Here is a 17,827-nt window from a genome sequence, read left to right as displayed (position 1 = left end):
AGGCAAGCGCCGCTTCCAAACAAAAAGTTCGAAAACAACCCCATGCACAGTAGCCGGCCCTAGCAAGAACAAGGACTTGCGCGCGCAGCACGACAGTTTGACTCGTCGGGCAAAACACTGGCAGAATGCCATCATCGCAACAATCGTGAACGTCCGACCTGCCCCACCAGGGTCGCCGCGACGTGGTTGCGCATAAGCCCTTCATCCACATCCTGAAATTCGTAAACGCGCGGCAAGCGAGCGAACGCGTTCGCGCGCCTGCGCCAGCAAAGGACAGCGCCCATGACGACAGCTCCCGAACGCCACATCACCACGCCGGTTGCGGCAAACGATCGCAGCGACCCGCCTGCGAGCCCGCGCATCAAGCTCTACAAGCGGCGCATCGCGATCACCCATCCTAATCCGCAAGCCGGCGAACGACTGCTGGCCGAGGCGCTCGGTGCGGTCGACCGCGACGCGCTGCACGGCCTCCTGAGGCAATTGGTGAAAGCGAGCGCGGTCGCGTTGAAGCCCGATGAAACCAATCTCGCCTTCATGGTCTCGATGATCAAAAGCATCGCGCCGAGGGATTCCATCGAGGCCATGCTGGTGTCGCAGATGGTCTCGGTCCACATGGCGGCGATGCGCTGCGCCTGCCGCCTCGCCTGCACGGACGATCTGACGCAGCAGGAGGGCGTCACGCGCGCATTGACCCGCCTCTCCCGCACCTTCGCCGCGCAGGTCGAGGCCCTGAGCCGCCACCGCAGCAGCGACGAGCGCGCGATCACGGTGAAAAACCTGTCCGTGCAGGACGGCGGACGCGCGATCGTGGGCAACGTCACGCAGCATGCGAACGTGCTCGTTGCGGAGGCGGGGCTCGAGGACGCAAGGCAAGAGGCGAACCGATGAGCGGCGGACACGCCCGCAACACCAGCCCGATGCAGGCGAGCCCGCGGTGCGGCGCGAGAACCCGCGATGGCGATGCCTGCCTTGCACCGGCCATGTGCGGGAAAGAGCGATGTCGCATGCATGGCGGGGCGGCGAGGAGCGGCGCGCCGAGAGGAAATGGGAATGCGCGGAAGCACGGACTGTTCACACGAAGAGCCAGGGTCGAGCGGGACGAGGTGCGGCTGTTGCTCGAAGAGGCACAGGGACTGCTGCGGAAGTTGAGGTAATCGGCCGCTGAATCCTGCCGCCTCTCCCGGAAATTGATGGGTTTTGCTTCGCTTCCCATCGGGGCGCATTGACAATTTATGCGTGCCTGTGAACCGCTTCACACGTGAGCCTTGGCTGATCCCGCTAGCTTGGTCGGGTCCCGGTCAACAGGCGGAGCGGTGTCATGGGGGCGTTGAATCTCTTGCAGGTGCTTTGGCAAGAACGGCGGGCTCTCGCAGGCATCCCGCTAGAATTGCCCGAAGACAGAGATCCGTTACCTGACAGCTCGCTAAAACGGCCGGCGCCGACGGCCCCGTCAAAGTTTCTAATCTCCGACACGCCGGTTCGAGTTTCGCCGCCGCCATTGCCGCGGCCGACCGATCGAGTCCCGGGAGAACTCCTTGACGTCTATCAGGCACTCAACGCGGACGACCGGTGGGCGCTGTGCCTGTCCGGCGGCGGCATCCGCAGCGCGGCGTTTGCACTCGGAATTCTGCAGAGAATTGCTGCGCTGAAGGTCACGTCGAAGCGCAAGGATGAAGAACCGGGCGCGGCCCTCAAGCAGTTCGAGTACCTTTCGACCGTGTCGGGGGGCGGTTATATCGGCAGCTGGCTATCGGCATGGCTGTTTCAGGAGCGACGGCGCGAGAAGGAGCGCCAGGCACTGATCGTCCCACCTCTCGTCGGCATCGGCAGTCCGGGCATCCCGCCGGATACGGTGGTTCCAGCACTCAACACGCGAAAGAGCCGCAGTCCGCTCGGAGATCACGAGGAAGCGGAGCCGATTTCCAACCTCCGGCGCAACTCGCACTTTCTCGCTCCGAGCTTTTCGTCGATCTCTCCGGACCTGTGGAGCGATGTTGCCAGCGTCCTGCGCACTTCTGTTCCTGAACTGGATCCTGCTCGTCCCCCCGATGATCCTGGCGGTGCTCGTCACGAAGGCGCTCTACTTCGCCGTCCTCGATGCGCACAGCATCACGGAGAGATCGTGGTGGTTCCTGACTCTGATGATCATACCAACTCTCTGCTTCCTGATTTCCTTGTCTTTCTCTGCCGCCAATCGTCCTGCCCGCGGAAGGATCAATGTCGCACAGCCCCGATTTCTTGCATGCGATCTCGCGCCCTTTCTCATTGGAGCCGCGCTGCTGGTCTTCGTCTTGCAAAGCCCATACGGTTTGTCGGTGCTGACGTATGTGACCGATCTCCTCGGCTTCAAATTCGGCGAAGAGGTCAAAGGGGCTCAATTTTATGTCCGGGTGATCACGCGCGGCGCCGTGCTCGGCGCTGTCTTTTACACCTTCGCCTGGGTCCTGGCGCGCGCTTGGACCGGTGTCTTCGGCAAGACGGCCCGCCCACCGCGCGAACCTGCTCCCTGGCAGCGCTGGATCGATCTTGGCGCCTGGGGCCTCGCCGGCGCAGCGTTCGGGTTGCTGAGCGCCGCGGGACTGGCCTTGCTGTGGTATCTGAACCGGTCCGGCTCCGATGCCACGACAGCGATCTTTGCCTGCATCTTCGGCCTGCCCTGGATCGTGATGGCGCGGATCGTCGCCGACGTGATCTACATCTCGTTTGCCGAGTTCCTGTCCGAGGTGGACGTCGGACTCGAATTCCAGGCGCGGTCGAGCGGAATCTTCACGCTGGCCTATCTCGGCTGGCTACTGTGGTTCGGACTCGTGCTAGGCGCGCCGCCGGCGGCAGCATGGATCGAAGGTCACCTTGGCAGCGCGGCCGTCCCATCGCTCGCGACAGGGGGAGGCATTTCGGGCCTGATTTCCGTCATCCTGGGCGCGAGTTCGAAGACCAAGGCCGCTGCCGAGCAGGTCTCGGGCATTCGCCAATATCTCGGATTGAACACGATTGCGGCGATCGCGGCGGCGATTTTCGCGGCCACCCTGGTCGCCCTGCTGTCGATCGCCTGGGACAGGACATTCATGTCGTTCCAGTCTGGTGCCGATGGCCATATGCCCTGGGCAGTCGTGGCCGTGGCGGCCCTCTTGCTGGGAGTTCTGATCCTTGCCGCCTCGCGTGTCCTCAACATCAACCGCTACTCGCTCCACAGTCTCTACCGCAACCGGCTGGTTCGCGCTTTCCTCGGCGCCTCGCGCAACGAGAAGGAGCGTGACCGGACGAAGAATGCCTTCACGGATTTCGACGGTCGCGACAGCCCGATGCTGCATGAGCTATGGGAGCACGGCGTCGTCCCGACGGGAGCGAATTGGAAACCACTCCACGTCATCAGCGCCGCGCTCAACCTCGTATCGTCCAAGAACCTCGCATGGCAGGAACGGATGGCGGCGCCCTTCACGTTCTCGCCGCTCCATTGCGGCAGCGGCAGCGCGGCATTTTCCGACGGCGCCTACCGGTCGAGCTTCGCCACGACCGACCAGCCGCAGCCCTACGGCGGAAGGCTCGGCCTCACGCTCGGAACCGCCATGGCGATCTCCGGCGCGGCCGTGAGTCCGAGCATGGGCTACAACTCGTCGCCGGGCGTGGCTTTCCTGATGGCGCTGTTCAATGTGCGCCTCGGCTGGTGGCTGGCCAACCCGCGCGGCGACAATCCCGACTACGCGGAGGTCAAACCGACGAACGCGCTCCGGCCGTTCTTCATGGAAATGTTCGGCCTGACCAGCGAGACCGAACGCTGGGTCTACCTGACCGACGGCGGACACTTCGAAAACCTCGGACTCTACGAAATGGTTCGCCGGCGTTGCCGCGTGATCGTGGTCAGCGACGCCGGCTGCGACCCCGATTATTCCTTCGAGGACCTCGGCAACGCGCTTCGCAAGATATGGATCGATCTCGGCGTTCGGATCGACCTGCACGGCCTCGACCTCCTGAAAAAGCGCTTCAAGGATCGTCCGAGCCCGGCGAAGGAAGGACCTTACTGGGCAATCGGCGACATTCTCTATGGCGAGGCCGACGGCGGCAAGTCGGAAGACGGACTGCTCTTGTACTTCAAGTCGGGCCTGCACGGCACGGAGCCCATGGGCGTCCTGAGCTACGCGATAGCCCACACGACCTTTCCGCATGAGACGACGCTGAACCAGTTCTTCTCGGAATCACAGTTCGAGAGCTACCGGGCGCTCGGTTACGAGATCGCAGACCGCGCATTTGAGTCCGGCGAGGGACTTTCGGCCGACGGGGACATCGGAACGCCGCCCACGTTCCTCTCGATCATGAAGAAGCTCAAGAGCAAGGTTCCGCTGGACGCTGCACCTGTCGCGGAGCTGTCGGAGAAATAACAGGCGACGGCGCATCACGGCGGCGCGCCGCCGCACCGGCGCCCCTCATGGGAACCGGAATGCGCTGAAACACCGAATCTTTGACAGGCAAACTGCAAAGCTAATCTTTACAGTTTACCTGCATATATGCTAAACGCCTGGCATGAGCAATGCACCAGGTACCGCGGCGGGACGTAAGTCCGCGCTCGCCGAAGAGCTTCGTCTACTGATGGGAACGCTGAAGCGGCGGCTTCGCGAGCAGGGTCAACGCGAGGATCTTCCCCCGTCGCAGATCGCCGTTCTGCTTCGCCTCGAAAAGGACGGACCCGCGACCGTTTCGGGCCTCGCCCGGTTGGAGGGGATGCGGCCGCAATCAATGAGTGCCGCGGTGGCGGCGCTGGAAACTGCGGGCCTGGTCCGCGGCGCGCCCGACCCCGACGACGGCCGGCAAACCATCATGTCGCTCACTGACATGTGTCGCGAGCGGCTGCGCACCGGCCGGGCCGCGCGGCAGGATTGGCTCTCGCGCACCATCGCAGCAAAACTGTCTCCGCGCGAGCAGCACGAACTCGCATCGGCGGTCAGGCTGTTGAAGCGGCTTGTCGAGGATTGACGCGGGCCTCTGCCGGCACCGGTCACGTACATCATCCCATCGAAAGGACGATCATGGCTCTCACGATGCTCGATCCGATCTCGGCCCTCATCATCGTCGACCTGCAAAGCGGGATCGCCGGTTCGCCCCTCATCCATCCCATCGACGATGTCGTGACGCGCGCCTGCGACCTCATCGCTGCGTTTCGGCGACACCGATTGCCGATCGTGCTGGTCAATGTCGACGGCGTTGCACCCGGACGAACCGAGCGGCCACGACAGACCGGCCTGCTTCCCGACGGATGGACCGACTTTCTTCCGGAACTCGGCCGGCAGCCCGACGACATCGTGGTGACGAAGCGGACATGGGGCGCGTTCGCAAGCACCGATCTGGAAGGTCAGCTCAGGAGCCGCGGCGTCACGCAGGTCGTGATCGCCGGCGTCGCCACCGGCACCGGCGTCGAATCCACGGCACGGCAGGCCTATGAGGCGGGCTTCAACGTCACGCTCGCCCTCGACGCCATGACGGACGCGCGACCGAGCGCACATGACTACAGCATCGCAAACGTTTTTCCGCGGCTTGGCGAGACCGGCTCGACGCTTGGGATCATCGACCTCCTTGCAAGGACCCACGCGCATGAACTGGCTTGACCTCGTCGCCTACTTCTTCGGCGGCGCCTTCCTCACCAATGCCATTCCCCATGTCGTCGCCGGCATGATGGGCGAGCCGTTCCAGACGCCATTTGCAAAGCCGCCGGGCGAAGGGCTCTCGACATCGACCGTCAATATCGTATGGGGTTTCTTCAATCTTCTCGTCGGGTATTGCCTGATCTGCCGCGTCGGCGCTTTCGACCTGAGGAGCGCCGGCGATGTCGCCGCATCCGGACTTGGCGGGCTCCTGATCGGCCTCTTCCTGGCGCGGCGGTTCGGACGATTTCACGGCGGCAACGAGCCCCGGCAGACATGAGGCGCATCTTTCGTTCGCTGCGGAGCTTCAACTACCGGGTCTGGGCGGCGGGCGCGCTGGTGTCCAATATCGGAACCTGGATGCAGCGGGCCGCCCAGGACTGGCTCGTCCTCACCGAGCTGACCGATCACAGCGCGTCCGCCGTCGGCATCGTGATGGCGCTGCAGTTCGGACCACAGCTGTTGCTGATGCCCTGGTCGGGATATGCCGCCGACCATTTGAACCAGCGCCGGCTGTTGATGGCGACCAGGCCACGATGGGCGCGCTGGCGCTGATCCTCGGGCTTCTCACCGTCACCGGCCTCGTGCAGCTCTGGCACGTCTATGTGTTCGCGTTCCTGTTCGGCTGCAGCGCGGCGCTCGATGCCCCGGTGCGGCAGACTTTCGTGGCCGAACTGGTGGGCGATGCCGATCTGTCGAATGCGATCGCGCTGAATTCGACCACGTTCAACGCCGCGCGCATGATCGGGCCCGCAGCGGCCGGTCTCGTCATCGCCTCCGTCGGCACCGGCTGGGCGTTCCTCTTCAACGGCGCCTCGTTCATGGCCGTGCTGGCCTCGCTGTCGCTGCTGCGAACATCGGAACTTCGCCCCAACGCCCGCGCTCACCGCGCCAAGGGCAGCGTGCTGCAGGGATTTCACTATGTCTGGTCCCGTCCCGACCTCCGGATGACCCTGATCATGCTGTTCCTGATCGGCACGTTCGGGCTCAATTTTCCGATCTTCATCTCGACCATGGCCGTCGGGGTCTTCCACACCGATGCACGCGGCTTCGGCCTGCTATCCTCGATGATGGCGGTCGGCACGATGTCAGGCGCCTTGCTGGCCGCAAGCCGCGAGCGGCCGCGCTTCAACGCGCTGGTGCTCGGTGCCGCGATCTTCGGCCTCGGCTGTACGCTCGCTGCGCTCGCGCCGGGCTACTGGCTGTTCGCCGCTGCGCTGGTCGTCATCGGCGTCGCGGCCCTGACCGTCATGAACACGTCCAACGCGCTGATGCAACTCTCGACTGAACCGGCGATGCGCGGGCGCGTGATGGCGCTTCGGCTCGGCGTCGCACTGGGCGGCACACCGATCGGCGCGCCGATCGTCGGATGGGTCGCCGATCATTGCGGCCCGCGATGGGCCCTCGGCATCGGCGCGGCCGCAGGCTTCGCAGCAGCGATCGTCGCCATCGGCGCGCTCTCTCGGCAGGCGCACGAGAACCAGCTCGATCTGCCGCAACAGCGGTGAGCACGCGGCCTAGCGCACAGTCATGTGAGCCGAACCCGACGCGCCATACCAGGAACAGATTTCTCCCTCCGCACTTAACATATGATAAGACAGCGAGGTGCAGCCATGGGCCAGTCGAAGCCGATCCGCCCGACCGCGATCGTCGTCGAGGACGACGACATTCAGCGCGAAATGCTCGCTCTGCTGCTCGAAGAAAGCAATTTCGACGTACTGCAGTGCGAGGACGCCGAAACTGCGGCGTTGGCGCTGAAGGTGAAGCACCCTGCCCTGATCATCACCGACGTCAATTTGGTCGGAAAGATGGATGGCGTCGACCTCGCTTACTATGCGCAGCAGCAGCAATCCGACGTGCGGATCATCGTGATCTCGGGCCGTCCGCTGCCACGGCCCCTGCCCGCCGGCGCAAAGTTCTTCACCAAGCCAGTCTACCCGACGGCGCTGCTCGCGGAAGCGGCGCAACCATAGCACGGCCGCCGGGCATCGGCGAAGTTCCGTGAATTTTCTATGACCCGCGGACGTGCCCATCGTTCGCGGTGATCCGGATTCGAAATGCCCGGCATCGCGGAACTTCTCGCAAGTGAGCCACTTTGAATCCGGCAACGGAAGCTGTGACGATGAACGCCGAAACGGAACTGAAATTCCGCCTTGCGCCGCGAAAGCTGTCATCCGCCTTGCACGCCGGCTCATCGAACGGACGGCAACGCGACCGGTCCGAGCAGGCGCTCGTCTCGACCTACTACGACACGAAGAAACAAAAGCTGAGGCGGCATGGCCTCACACTCCGCGTCCGCAAGGCCGACGGACACTATGTGCAGACCGTCAAGGCCGGTGGTTCGGGAACCGTGACGCGCGGCGAATGGGAGCATGAGATCGCGGATGCAAAGCCCGACTTCAGCAAGATCAAGACTACGCCGCTTGCGGACCTTGTGACGAGGAAACTTCCGCGCAAGCTGAAGCCGGTGTTTCAGACCGAAATCCACCGCACGACGGAAGCGAGACGGGTACGACGGAGCCGCATCGAACTCGCGGTCGATCGCGGCCGCATCGGCACCGGGCGGCGTTCGCGCCCTGTGGCCGAGCTCGAGCTGGAATTGAAGTCGGGGCAAGTCGCCGACCTGTTTCGACTGGCGCGCAACCTCGAACGACGAACGGGCGCCGAGCTCGATCTGCGCTCGAAATCCGAACGGGGTTATCGGCTTGTCGCAGGAGACCGCGGCGGTGCCCAGCGCGCCGAGCCGATACACCTCAAGCAGCATCTTTCACCCCAGGACGCATTCCGGGCGATTGCGCATTCGACCCTTCGTCAGGTCACGGCAAATGCCGATCCGGTGCGCGAGCTGGACTCCGAGGGCGTCCATCAGATGCGCGTCGGCCTGCGACGCCTGCGGGCCGCGATCTCGCTGTTCGGCGATCTCCTGCCACGCGCCAGCACGGAGCGGATCAAGTCCGAACTCAAATGGCTCACGAGCGAGCTGGCGCCGGCGCGCGAGATCGACGTGTTCGTCAACGAGAGCATTCGGCCGATCGCTGGCCAAGGCGTCCCGAAACGCGGCGCACGCGCGATCCGCGCGAGGTTTTCCGGCCAGCGAAAGGCGGCCTTCGCGCGCGCCCGCGACGCAGTCGGGTCGGCCCGCTATCGCCGCCTGCTGATCGACGCGATCGAGTGGATCGAAACCGGACAGTCCCGCGCCCACGACGACCGGCGGATCGCCGCCTATGCCGCGGAGGTGCTCGACCGGCGCATCAGGAAGGCACGCAAGCAGGGCAAGCATCTGAACGATCTCGACCCGACGCAGCGCCACAAGCTGCGGATCAAGATCAAGAAGATCCGCTATGCGGTCGATTTCTTCGAGAGCCTCTACAGCGATCGCGACCGCAAGCAGCTCGCAAGCCTCGCCGGCCGGCTGAAGCAAATCCAGTCCGCGCTGGGATCGCTCAACGACTTCACGACGCATCGCGAGCTGGCGACCGAGGCGGCGTTGGCTGCCCCTCCGGCGAACCGCCGCGCCCAGGCTTTCGCATCGGGATTCATCGTCGGCCAGGAGCGCGAGGCGGCGCACGGCCTGATGAAGGACGCCGCCACGGAGCTGCATCGATTGCACCGGCTGCGCGTCGCGCCGGGCAAATGACCGTGGAGAACCGGCATGTCATGGGTCGGCAGTGGGCGAAACCAGTTCGGCTCCATTTTGCGCATTATCAGCGATGCGGAGGGACGCATTGAAGGCACTTTCGAGACCGCGCTGGAGGACAGCGGCTTTTACGGTCAGACGGTGCAGGTGACCGGATTTCACCGGGGGAATTGCATCGGCTTTGCCGCCGTGGGCTCGTCGGCCGCAGGCGACCGCGTCGTGACATATGCGGGATTGCTGCGTCACGAGAAGATGGAGACCGCGTGGTTCGTGGTCGCCGACCAGGCGCTGAGTGCCGCCAGCGAGGGCGATCCGGCCAGGCTCAAGCCACTGAACTGGTGGCGCGCCGTGACCACCAACATCGACACCTTCGAGCGGACGTAACGATCGGCCGCCGTCTGCTCCGTCGCGAGCCGACGTTCCAGTGCGACCTGAGCGCCGGCCCCTCAGCGATAATGCGCGAGGTAGTGGGCGAGGTCAGCGATCTGCTCCTTGCCGACGGTCTGCATCACGTCGGCCATGGTGGCGTCATAGCCGTGGCGAGAGTTGTCCTTGTACTCGGCGAGCGTCTTGGCGAGGTAATCCTCGCGCTGGTTGGCGATGCGCGGGACGTTCTCCTTTCCGGAGTAGTCAGGGTTGTGGCAGGTGTTGCAGCGGTTCTGCTTCGCCAAGACCTCTCCGCGCGCCATGCGCGTGGCGTCTGCGGCATCAGTAGGCGGCGCGGGCTTCGGCAGCGTGGCGATGAAATCGGAGAAGGTGCGGAGGTCGTCGTCGGTCAGTGACTTCGCCATCTCGTTCATCGGCTCGAACACGCGCAACTTCTCGCGGAACATGAAGATCTGGATCAGCGCGTATGGCGCCTGCTGGCCGCCGAGCGAGGGTGTGTTCTCGGTCTCGGACGTGCCGCTCTCGCCGTGACAGGCAAGGCATGGCGCGGCACGCTCCTGGATGGTTTCGGCGCTGGCGGGGAAGGTGAGCGAGATAAGCGCCAGAGCGGCGGTGAGTGTCTTGTACATGTGCCGCTTCCTGCATACTCCGTCATTGCGAGCGAAGCGAGGCAATCCAGAAATGCTTCCATGGAAACAGACTGGATTCCTTCGTCGCTTCGCTCCTCGCAATGACGGTGGTTGTTGCTACTTCGCCGCGACCTTCTGCTTGCCGTAGCTGATGCGGTACACTGCGCCGTTCCAGTCGTCGGAGACGAGCAGCGAGCCGTCCTTCAGCAGCATCACATCGACGGGGCGGCCGACATATTTGTTGTCCTCGAGGAAGCCGGTCAGGAACGGCTCCATCGACTTCACGGTGCCGTCCTTGTTCAGCTTGACGACGACGACGTCACCGCCCTGCTTCTGCGACTTGTTCCAGGAGCCGTGGCGCGCGACGAAGATCGCGTTCTTGTACTGCTTCGGGAACATGCTGCCGGTGTAGAAGCGCATGCCGAGCGCGGCGGTGTGCGGGCCCATCAGGCCGACCGGCGCGGTGTAGTTCTTGCAGTCCTTGCCCCAGCCGAGCTCCTGGTCGATGATGTTGCCCTGGTAGCAGAACGGCGCGCCGAAATCCTCGCCCGCCTTGGTGACGCGGTTGAGCTCGTCCTCCGGCACCGTCTCCGACAGCCAGTCGCGACCGTTGTCGGTGAAGTAAAGCTGCCTGGTTTCAGGATTCCAGTCGAAGCCGACCGTGTTGCGCACGCCGACCGCGTAGACCTCCGCGCCCGAGCCGTCGAGATTCATGCGGCGGATCTGGCCGTGATCGGCATCGTGCAGCACGTTGTTGCCGGGCTGGCCGACCGGAACATAGAGCTTGTTGTCGGGGCCGATGGCGATGAACTTCCAGCCATGCGCCTCGTCCTTCGGCAGCTTGTCGTAGATGACGGTCGGCTTCGGCGGGCTGTCGATGACGTCATCGATCTTCTCGATCTTGGAGACCTTCGACAGCTCGGCGATGTAGAGCGTGCCGTCCTTGAAGGCGACGCCGTTCGGACGGTAGAGGCCCGACGCAATCACCTTGACCGACCGTTTGCCGTCCTTGTCGGCGATGGCATAGACCTTGTCGACGAGGCGACTGCCGACGAACACGGTGCCCTTGTCGCTCTGCGCGAGCGAGCGCGCATTCGCCATGCCGGAGGCATAGACCTCGATGTTGAAGCCCGCCGGCACTTTCAGCTTGGCGAGCGGCAGCTTGTCGGCCGCGGCCGGAATCGGCGGCGGCGCAACGGGCGCGAGCTTGGCGGCAGCCTCGCCGTCCGGACGCCCGATCAACGGGGATCCCGGCGGAAGCGGCTGGGCTGCGGGCGCGGCGCCCGCGGCAGGTGGCGTTGCCGGCTGCTGCGCCGCAGCGGACAGCGTGAACACACCGAAGACCGCGCCAGCCAGCAACAGGCTGCGCGACGCAGACGATAGACCCATCATGATGTTTCTCCCCAATGCGGAAGCCGTCTTCCAGACGCCGGCGCGTCCGCGGCCTTTCCGAGTCGCACTCTGTGAATTCGCGCAGGCAAATGCAATCGGAAACGAGGCAAGGCACCCCCGACGTCGGGTCAGACCGCCCCTGCGCCAACACGACCCCTCCCGGCATTGGCACGCCTGCCCCAATGATGTAACCCGGCCAAAACCCTTGCTAAAACCCTTTGCCGGGACGGGACGCTGATGAGTGCGGTTGCCACGGAAGAAGCGGGAGATGGCACCCGCGCGCTGATCTTTGCGCTGGTCGCGCTCGCCTGCGGGCACATGCTCTCGACATTGCTGCGCACCATTCCCGCGATCAGCCTCGACCTGATGGCGGCGGATTTCGACATCGAGCCGCAGGCGCTGGCGAGCCTGACCTCGGTCTATCATTTCGCTTTTGCGGCATCGCAGATTCCGGTCGGGGCCGCGATGGACCGGTTCGGCGTGCGGCCGGTGTCGCTCGGCCTGCTGGCAGGAACCGTGTTCGGCGCGATCGCGTCCGGGTTTGCGACGGGGCCGGAGAGTTTTGCGGTGGGGCAGTTCATGCTCGGCGTTGCCACCTCGGGCATGCTGATGTGCCCGATGACGCTGGCGGCCAAGCAATTGTCGGCGAGCCGCTTCGGCCTGTGGTCGGGCGCGATCCTCTCGATCGGCAATATCGGCATGCTGTTGTCGTCGAGCCCGCTCGCCTTCGTGATCGACACCTATGGCTGGCGCGCCGGATTCTGGATCTCCGCGCTCGGCGGCATCGCCGTCGCGCTCGCAGTATTCGTGCTGGTGCCGAACCAGCCGGCCGAGCACAAGGACACGTCCTCGCCGCTGTCGCAGATGATCGAGGTGCTCAGGCTCGGCCTGTCGCGACCGCTGCGCGGCCTGATCGCGCTGGCGCTGGTGTCGCTGGCGAGCTCGCTGGTGCTGCGCGGGCTGTGGGGCGGGCCGTGGCTGATGCAGGTCAAGGGCCTGTCGCGGGTCGAGGCCGGCAATCAGCTCGGCGCGTTCACGCTGGCGATGATTGCGGGGCCGCTGCTGGTCGGCATGATCGACCGCAGGATCGGCCGCCGCAGGGAGCTCGTGGCCGGCACCCACGCCTTCGCGGCGCTGCTGCTCGCGCTGATGGCGCTGGGCGCACCGCACCTCGCCGTCGCGTGGCTGTTCGGCGTGACCGTCATGCCGCCGCACTATGATCTGGCACTGTTCGTGCTGATCGGGCTCTTCACCTCGGCGCAGCCGCTGCTGTTCGGCATGTCCCGGCAACTGGTCGACGCGCAGGTCGCAGGCAAGGCGCTCGCCGCGGTCAACCTCGCCTTCTTTCTCGGCACGGCGCTGATGCAATCGATCACCGGCGCGGTGGCCGCGCTCGCAGGCTTGCCGGCGGTGCTGCTGTTCATGGCGGCGGCGCTGATGGTCGGCGTGGTGATCTTTTTGACTTATACGACGGCGAATTCGTAGGATGGGTAGAGCGAAGCGAAACCCATCATCGGCATGCGTTGAGGTGATGGGTTTCGCTGCGCTCTACCCATCCTACAAGTCTGTGCATCAAGGGAATTCAACTCCATGCCTGTCGACCACAAAGCCGCCACCGACCGTCTCATGCGCTTCCTCACTGTGGAGGGCGTCACCGGACAGGAGGCGGCGATCGGGCGTGAGCTTGCCGCCGCGCTGCAGGAGGTCGGCGTGCCCAAGAAGGCGATCCGGCTCGACGACGCCAACAGCCGCATTCCCGTGCCGACCGAGACCGGCAATCTCATCGTCGACCTGCCCGGCCGCGGCGCGCTGCACAACCAGCCGCGGATCATGTTCATGACCCACATGGACACCGTGCCGCTCTGCGCCGGCGCAAAGCCGAAGATTTCCGGCCGCAAGATCGTCAATGAGGCCAAGACCGCGCTCGGCGGCGACAATCGCACCGGCTGCGGCGTGCTGGTGACGTTGGCCGCGGAGCTTGCCAAGCAGAAGCTCGATCATCCGCCGATCACGCTGCTGTTCTGCGTGCGCGAGGAGAGCGGGCTCTACGGCGCGCGCCACGTCAAGCTCGAGGAGCTCGGCTCGCCGGTGATGGCGTTCAATTATGACGGCGGCTCGGCCTCCAACGTCATCATCGGCGCGGTCGGCGCCGACCGCTGGACCGTCGAGATCCATGGCCGCGCCTCGCATGCGGGCGTCGCGCCCGAGCGCGGCATCTCCTCGACCATGATCATGGCGCTCGCGCTCGCCGAGGTGAAGGCCGGCGGCTGGTTCGGCAAGGTGGTGAAGGGCAAGCTGCAGGGCACCAGCAATGTCGGCCCCGTCACCGGCGGCGAGGGCCGTCCGGCGGGCGATGCCACCAACGTCGTCACCGATTACGTGCATGTGCGCGGCGAGAGCCGCAGCCATGACGGAAAGTTCTTCAAGGAGATCACCAAGGCCTACAAGGCCGCGTTCGAGAAGGCGGCCAAGAAGGTGACGAACACGCAAGGCAAGTCGGGCAAGGTCAAGTTCAAGGCCGAGACCGATTATTTTCCGTTCCGCATGAAGGAGAGCCTGCCGGTCGTCAAACGCGCGATCGAGGCGGTGGCCGCGGTCGGCGGCACCCCGAACGTGCGCGCCGCCAATGGCGGCCTCGATGCCAACTGGATGGTCCGCCACGGCATTCCGACCGTGACCTTCGGCGCCGGCCAGAACGAGGCGCACACGGTCGACGAGTGGATCAACCTCGACGAATACGACCGCGGCTGCGCGCTGGCGCTGCAGGTCGCGACGATGCGATGATGCGCATGGTTCGGTTCGCGCTCGCGGGATTTGCGCTGCTGGCGCTTGCGGGCGCGGCCGGCGCGGAAGAGGACAACAGCGCCTTGCTGGTCGATCTCTTCGCAAAGATCTGTGCGCCCAAGCCGGCGAGGCCGAGCCAGGTCGAGCGCATCGCGACCGGTCTCGGGTTTGTCAGCGACGGCGGCCCGATCACGGCCGAGATGGAGCGTGGGGCAAGAATCGACCTTCTCTACTCGGCGAAGCTGATCAGGCGGGGCGAGCGGCTCGGCAGCATGACGGCCTATTTCGAGGGACCTGACGATCGTCCGAGCGTAGCCTGCACGGTGTCGGCCGTCGGGGCCTCGGCCGACGCGCTGCCCGGGCTGATCGAAACCTCATTGAAGGCCCGCGAGCGGACCGACAAGCCGTCCAACGACGACAATCATCGCCTGGCGAGCTGGCGTGTCGGCACCGACAGCGGCGACACGCTCGAAATGTCGGTGTGGCGAACATCGCCGCGCCGGGCCTCGATCAGCATCAATTATTTCGCCACCAAGCGGTGAGCGGATCACCCGCGCCGCGCGGATGATCCAGACCTGGAGCCGGTCTCGCAGGGCGGGGAAGCGAAGCATGCCCACCATGTGTCGTTCGTCGCGCAATGGTGGGCACGTCGCTGCGCTCCTTTGCCCACCCGACGACTGGCGCGTCGCGACGACGCATCTACCCGGCGCAGCCGCAGACCTGCTGCCCGCTCGCGGCCGATTGCCCACGCCGCGCGACCGGCCTAGCCTGCAAAGAAAACGCAGGGAGCAAACATGGCACGCATCGCGACAATCGAATCCGGGCTCTACCGGATCCCCCTCCCCGTCACGCTGTCCGACTCCACCCATGGCGAGATCGCGGCGTTCGAGCTGATCACCTGCCGCATTCGCGATGCCGATGGCGCGGAGGGCGTGGGTTATACTTACACCGTAGGGCGCAATGGCGGCGCGACGGCCGACATCCTCAAGCGCGAGATCCCGCCGCTGGTCGAGGGCCGCGAGGCCGACGACACCGAGGCGATCTGGCATCACGTCTGGTGGGGCTTGCATTATGGCGGCCGCGGCGGCCCGGCGGTGCTGGCGCTCTCCGCGCTCGACATCGCGCTGTGGGATCTGAAGGCACAGCGCGCGAAATTGCCGCTATTCCGTCTGCTCGGCGGCTTCGATGCGCATGTGCCGTGCTACGCCGGCGGCATCGACCTCGATCTCTCCGTGGAGGCGCTGCTGAAGCAGACCGACGGCAATCTCGCCAAGGGCTTTCGCGCCATCAAGATGAAGGTCGGGCGGCCCGATCTCAAATCCGACGTCGCACGCGTCGCAGCGATGCGACAACATCTCGGCGACGGCTTTCCGCTGATGGCGGATGCCAACATGAAGTGGACGGTCGAGGAAGCGATCCGCGCCGCGCGCGCCTTCGTGCCCTACGACCTCACCTGGCTGGAAGAGCCGATCATTCCCGACGACGTCGCGGGCCATGCCCGCATCATGCAGGCCGGCGGCGTGCCGATCGCGGCCGGCGAGAATCTGCGCTCGCTGTGGGAGTTCAAGAACTACATCGCAGCGGGCGCGGTATCCTATCCCGAGCCCGACGTCACCAATTGCGGCGGCGTCACCGCCTTCATGAAGATCGCGCGGCTGGCCGAAGCCTTCAACCTGCCCGTCACCAGCCATGGCGCGCACGATGTCACCGTGCATCTGCTCGCAGCCTGCCCGAACCGCTCGTATCTCGAAGCGCACGGTTTTGGCCTCGACACCTATATCGAGCATCCGCTGGTGCTCGAGGACGGCAAGGCGCTGGCGCCGTCGCGGCCCGGCCACGGCATCGGCTTCGACTGGAAGGGACTGGCCAAGCTCGCGCCATAGGCAACGCGCATTGCCGCACGCGAGGCATTCCAAGGCGCTTGATGCGGCGGCCCGATATTCGGCTATGCTGGCGATCGCCGGCCCTCCCTGTGAAAGACCTCCCTTGACACCCGAGTTGCACCAGAAACTGACCGCGTGGCGCCGGCATCTGCATGCCCACCCCGAATTGTCGCTGCAGGAAAAGGCGACCGCAGCCTTCGTGCAGGACAAGCTCACCGAGCTCGGCATTCCCTTCGAGGCCGGCGTCGGCGGCCACGGCATCGTCGCGACCTTGACGCGCGGCGCGGCGCAAGGCCGCGTCGGCCTGCGCGCCGACATGGATGCGCTGCCGATCACCGAGGACACCGGCCTGCCCTACGCCTCGACGACATCAGGCGTGATGCATGCCTGCGGCCATGACGGACACACCGCCTCGCTGCTGGGGGCTGCTGCGCTGCTCGCCGCCGACACGAGCTGGAGCGGCACGGTCGATTTCATCTTCCAGCCGGCCGAGGAAGGTTACGGCGGCTCGCGCGCGATGGTCGCGGACGGGCTGTTCGAGCGCTTTCCGATGGACCGGGTGTTCGGCTTCCACAACTGGCCGGGCCTGCAGGCCGGCACCATCGCGGTCCATGACGGCGTCGTCATGGCCTCGGGCGGGCGCGTCACCATTACCATCGAAGGTCATGCGGGGCACGCCGGCATGCCGCATCTGACGCGCGATCCGGTGATGGCGGCGGGCCATCTCATCGTGGCGCTGCAATCGATTGTGTCGCGCAGCGTCGATCCGCTCGACACCGCGGTGCTTTCGCTCTGCACGATCGACGGCGGCACCGCGCCGAACCAGATCGCCGGCAAGGTCACGATCCGCGGCACGCTGCGGTTTCATCGCGAGGCGGTGAAGGACATTCTGCTCGCCCGCATCAGTGAGGTCTGCGCCGGCGTCGCCACCAGCTTCGGCGTCAAGGTCACGCCCGAGATCGTCATGGGCGTCGGCGTCGTGATCAACACGGCGGAGGAAGCTGGTCTTGCGCGCCTCGCCGCCGAGAACGTGCACGCGCCGCTGCGCCGCGATCTCGCGCCCAGCATGGCCGGCGAGGATTTCGCCTTCTATCTCCAGAAGCGACCCGGCGCCTTCGTCTGGATCGGCAATGGCGAACTGCGCGACGGCGCCGAGCTGCACGGCCCGCGCTACGATTTCAACGACGCGATCCTCCCCGTGGCGTCGGGCTGGATGGCAGAAGTCGCGAAGACGGCGCTGAACGCCAACTAAGCCGTTGAGCGCAAACCAAGCTCCGATGAGATAAGCCCCGACGAGCGCGCCGAAGAAGGTGCGTTCCCTCCCCCCTTGCGGGGGAGGGTCAGAGAGAGGGGTGGCCCAGGAAAAAGTGCAGGTTGTTGATGGACGGCGTGTAGGTCCACGACGGTTGGAGTCCCGGTGTGGCACCCCTCTCCCTGCCCCTCGCAAGGGGGGAATGAGAGAGCGGTGCTGGCGGCCGAACT

Annotated in this window: 16 protein-coding genes and 2 pseudogenes; 16 read left to right on the top strand and 2 right to left on the bottom strand. The window is 65.4% G+C overall.

The annotated features are described in order from the left end of the window. Window positions 1-282 precede the first annotated feature (282 nt). From RAD16_RS23390 to RAD16_RS23340, 11 genes and pseudogenes are all read left to right on the top strand, one after another. On the top strand, window positions 283-888 hold the full coding sequence (locus RAD16_RS23390; RefSeq protein WP_458160207.1) for a hypothetical protein: 606 nt from the start codon (window positions 283-285) through the stop codon (window positions 886-888). Further along, window positions 885-1,154, top strand: a complete 270-nt coding sequence (locus tag RAD16_RS23385; protein WP_458160206.1) for an HGGxSTG domain-containing protein — start codon at window positions 885-887, stop codon at window positions 1,152-1,154. The genes RAD16_RS23390 and RAD16_RS23385 overlap by 4 nt, the downstream gene beginning before the upstream one ends. Before the next feature lie 164 nt (window positions 1,155-1,318). Further along, a pseudogene (locus RAD16_RS23380) lies at window positions 1,319-1,768 on the top strand (patatin-like phospholipase family protein); the annotation flags it as partial. 223 nt (window positions 1,769-1,991) lie between these two features. After that, window positions 1,992-4,376, top strand: coding sequence for a hypothetical protein (locus RAD16_RS23375; RefSeq protein ID WP_458160205.1), 2,385 nt, complete (start codon window positions 1,992-1,994; stop codon window positions 4,374-4,376). Window positions 4,377-4,518: 142 nt separating this feature from the next. Next, window positions 4,519-4,968, top strand: coding sequence for a MarR family winged helix-turn-helix transcriptional regulator (locus RAD16_RS23370; protein WP_458160203.1), 450 nt, complete (start codon window positions 4,519-4,521; stop codon window positions 4,966-4,968). 53 nt (window positions 4,969-5,021) lie between these two features. Then, window positions 5,022-5,597 carry an isochorismatase family protein gene (locus tag RAD16_RS23365; RefSeq protein WP_458160202.1) on the top strand — a complete coding sequence of 192 codons (576 nt, stop codon included), beginning with the start codon at window positions 5,022-5,024 and terminating at the stop codon, window positions 5,595-5,597. After that, entirely contained in the window at window positions 5,584-5,913 is a 330-nt protein-coding gene (locus RAD16_RS23360) for a hypothetical protein (RefSeq protein WP_458160201.1), read from the top strand. Before RAD16_RS23365 ends, RAD16_RS23360 begins: the two co-directional genes overlap by 14 nt. Then, window positions 5,910-7,141 (top strand): annotated as a pseudogene (locus RAD16_RS23355) (MFS transporter). Before RAD16_RS23360 ends, RAD16_RS23355 begins: the two are co-directional and overlap by 4 nt. 105 nt (window positions 7,142-7,246) lie before the next feature. Continuing rightward, complete coding sequence (locus RAD16_RS23350; protein WP_458160200.1) at window positions 7,247-7,606, top strand: response regulator transcription factor; 360 nt, start codon at window positions 7,247-7,249, stop codon at window positions 7,604-7,606. 149 nt (window positions 7,607-7,755) lie between these two features. Next, window positions 7,756-9,270, top strand: coding sequence for a CYTH and CHAD domain-containing protein (locus RAD16_RS23345; protein WP_458160198.1), 1,515 nt, complete (start codon window positions 7,756-7,758; stop codon window positions 9,268-9,270). Window positions 9,271-9,285: 15 nt separating this feature from the next. After that, a complete protein-coding gene (locus tag RAD16_RS23340; protein WP_458160197.1) occupies window positions 9,286-9,654 on the top strand; it encodes an avidin/streptavidin family protein in 369 nt (122 codons plus the stop codon). Between the two features lie 62 nt (window positions 9,655-9,716). On the opposite strand, the gene RAD16_RS23335 is transcribed toward RAD16_RS23340, so the two are convergent. Together RAD16_RS23335 and RAD16_RS23330 are read right to left on the bottom strand one after the other, a co-directional pair. Continuing rightward, window positions 9,717-10,286, bottom strand: coding sequence for a c-type cytochrome (locus tag RAD16_RS23335; RefSeq protein WP_458160196.1), 570 nt, complete (start codon window positions 10,284-10,286; stop codon window positions 9,717-9,719). A 117-nt stretch (window positions 10,287-10,403) separates the two neighbouring features. Then, window positions 10,404-11,678 (bottom strand): PQQ-dependent sugar dehydrogenase, encoded by a 1,275-nt coding sequence (locus tag RAD16_RS23330; protein WP_458160195.1) that lies wholly within the window; start codon window positions 11,676-11,678, stop codon window positions 10,404-10,406. Window positions 11,679-11,915: 237 nt separating this feature from the next. On the opposite strand from RAD16_RS23330, the gene RAD16_RS23325 reads away from it, so the two are divergent. From RAD16_RS23325 to RAD16_RS23305, 5 genes are all read left to right on the top strand, one after another. After that, window positions 11,916-13,163 (top strand): MFS transporter, encoded by a 1,248-nt coding sequence (locus RAD16_RS23325; protein WP_458160194.1) that lies wholly within the window; start codon window positions 11,916-11,918, stop codon window positions 13,161-13,163. 105 nt (window positions 13,164-13,268) lie between these two features. After that, a complete protein-coding gene (locus RAD16_RS23320; RefSeq protein WP_458160193.1) occupies window positions 13,269-14,462 on the top strand; it encodes a M20/M25/M40 family metallo-hydrolase in 1,194 nt (397 codons plus the stop codon). A 5-nt stretch (window positions 14,463-14,467) separates the two neighbouring features. Then, window positions 14,468-15,004, top strand: coding sequence for a hypothetical protein (locus tag RAD16_RS23315; protein ID WP_458160192.1), 537 nt, complete (start codon window positions 14,468-14,470; stop codon window positions 15,002-15,004). 252 nt (window positions 15,005-15,256) lie between these two features. Then, complete coding sequence (locus RAD16_RS23310) at window positions 15,257-16,345, top strand: mandelate racemase/muconate lactonizing enzyme family protein (RefSeq protein ID WP_458160191.1); 1,089 nt, start codon at window positions 15,257-15,259, stop codon at window positions 16,343-16,345. Window positions 16,346-16,448: 103 nt separating this feature from the next. Beyond that, window positions 16,449-17,597 carry an amidohydrolase gene (locus RAD16_RS23305; RefSeq protein WP_458160190.1) on the top strand — a complete coding sequence of 383 codons (1,149 nt, stop codon included), beginning with the start codon at window positions 16,449-16,451 and terminating at the stop codon, window positions 17,595-17,597. Window positions 17,598-17,827 lie beyond the last annotated feature (230 nt).

The sequence above is a fragment of the Bradyrhizobium sp. 18BD genome (assembly GCF_054185225.1).
Note: the sequence above shows the minus strand (reverse complement) of the source record. Positions and strands in the feature narration are given on the sequence as shown.

Bases quoted from the DNA above. Each gene is read 5' to 3' on its own strand.
- RAD16_RS23345 (WP_458160198.1), top strand. From the start codon at position 7,756: ATGAACGCCGAAACGGAACTGAAATTCCGCCTTGCGCCGCGAAAGCTG.
- RAD16_RS23365 (WP_458160202.1), top strand. From the start codon at position 5,022: ATGGCTCTCACGATGCTCGATCCGATCTCGGCCCTCATCATCGTCGAC.
- RAD16_RS23385 (WP_458160206.1), top strand. From the start codon at position 885: ATGAGCGGCGGACACGCCCGCAACACCAGCCCGATGCAGGCGAGCCCG.
- RAD16_RS23325 (WP_458160194.1), top strand. From the start codon at position 11,916: ATGAGTGCGGTTGCCACGGAAGAAGCGGGAGATGGCACCCGCGCGCTG.
- RAD16_RS23330 (WP_458160195.1), bottom strand. From the start codon at position 11,678: ATGATGGGTCTATCGTCTGCGTCGCGCAGCCTGTTGCTGGCTGGCGCG.
- RAD16_RS23310 (WP_458160191.1), top strand. From the start codon at position 15,257: ATGGCACGCATCGCGACAATCGAATCCGGGCTCTACCGGATCCCCCTC.
- RAD16_RS23315 (WP_458160192.1), top strand. From the start codon at position 14,468: ATGGTTCGGTTCGCGCTCGCGGGATTTGCGCTGCTGGCGCTTGCGGGC.
- RAD16_RS23375 (WP_458160205.1), top strand. From the start codon at position 1,992: ATGTTGCCAGCGTCCTGCGCACTTCTGTTCCTGAACTGGATCCTGCTC.
- RAD16_RS23340 (WP_458160197.1), top strand. From the start codon at position 9,286: ATGTCATGGGTCGGCAGTGGGCGAAACCAGTTCGGCTCCATTTTGCGC.
- RAD16_RS23370 (WP_458160203.1), top strand. From the start codon at position 4,519: ATGAGCAATGCACCAGGTACCGCGGCGGGACGTAAGTCCGCGCTCGCC.
- RAD16_RS23390 (WP_458160207.1), top strand. From the start codon at position 283: ATGACGACAGCTCCCGAACGCCACATCACCACGCCGGTTGCGGCAAAC.
- RAD16_RS23350 (WP_458160200.1), top strand. From the start codon at position 7,247: ATGGGCCAGTCGAAGCCGATCCGCCCGACCGCGATCGTCGTCGAGGAC.
- RAD16_RS23320 (WP_458160193.1), top strand. From the start codon at position 13,269: ATGCCTGTCGACCACAAAGCCGCCACCGACCGTCTCATGCGCTTCCTC.
- RAD16_RS23335 (WP_458160196.1), bottom strand. From the start codon at position 10,286: ATGTACAAGACACTCACCGCCGCTCTGGCGCTTATCTCGCTCACCTTC.
- RAD16_RS23360 (WP_458160201.1), top strand. From the start codon at position 5,584: ATGAACTGGCTTGACCTCGTCGCCTACTTCTTCGGCGGCGCCTTCCTC.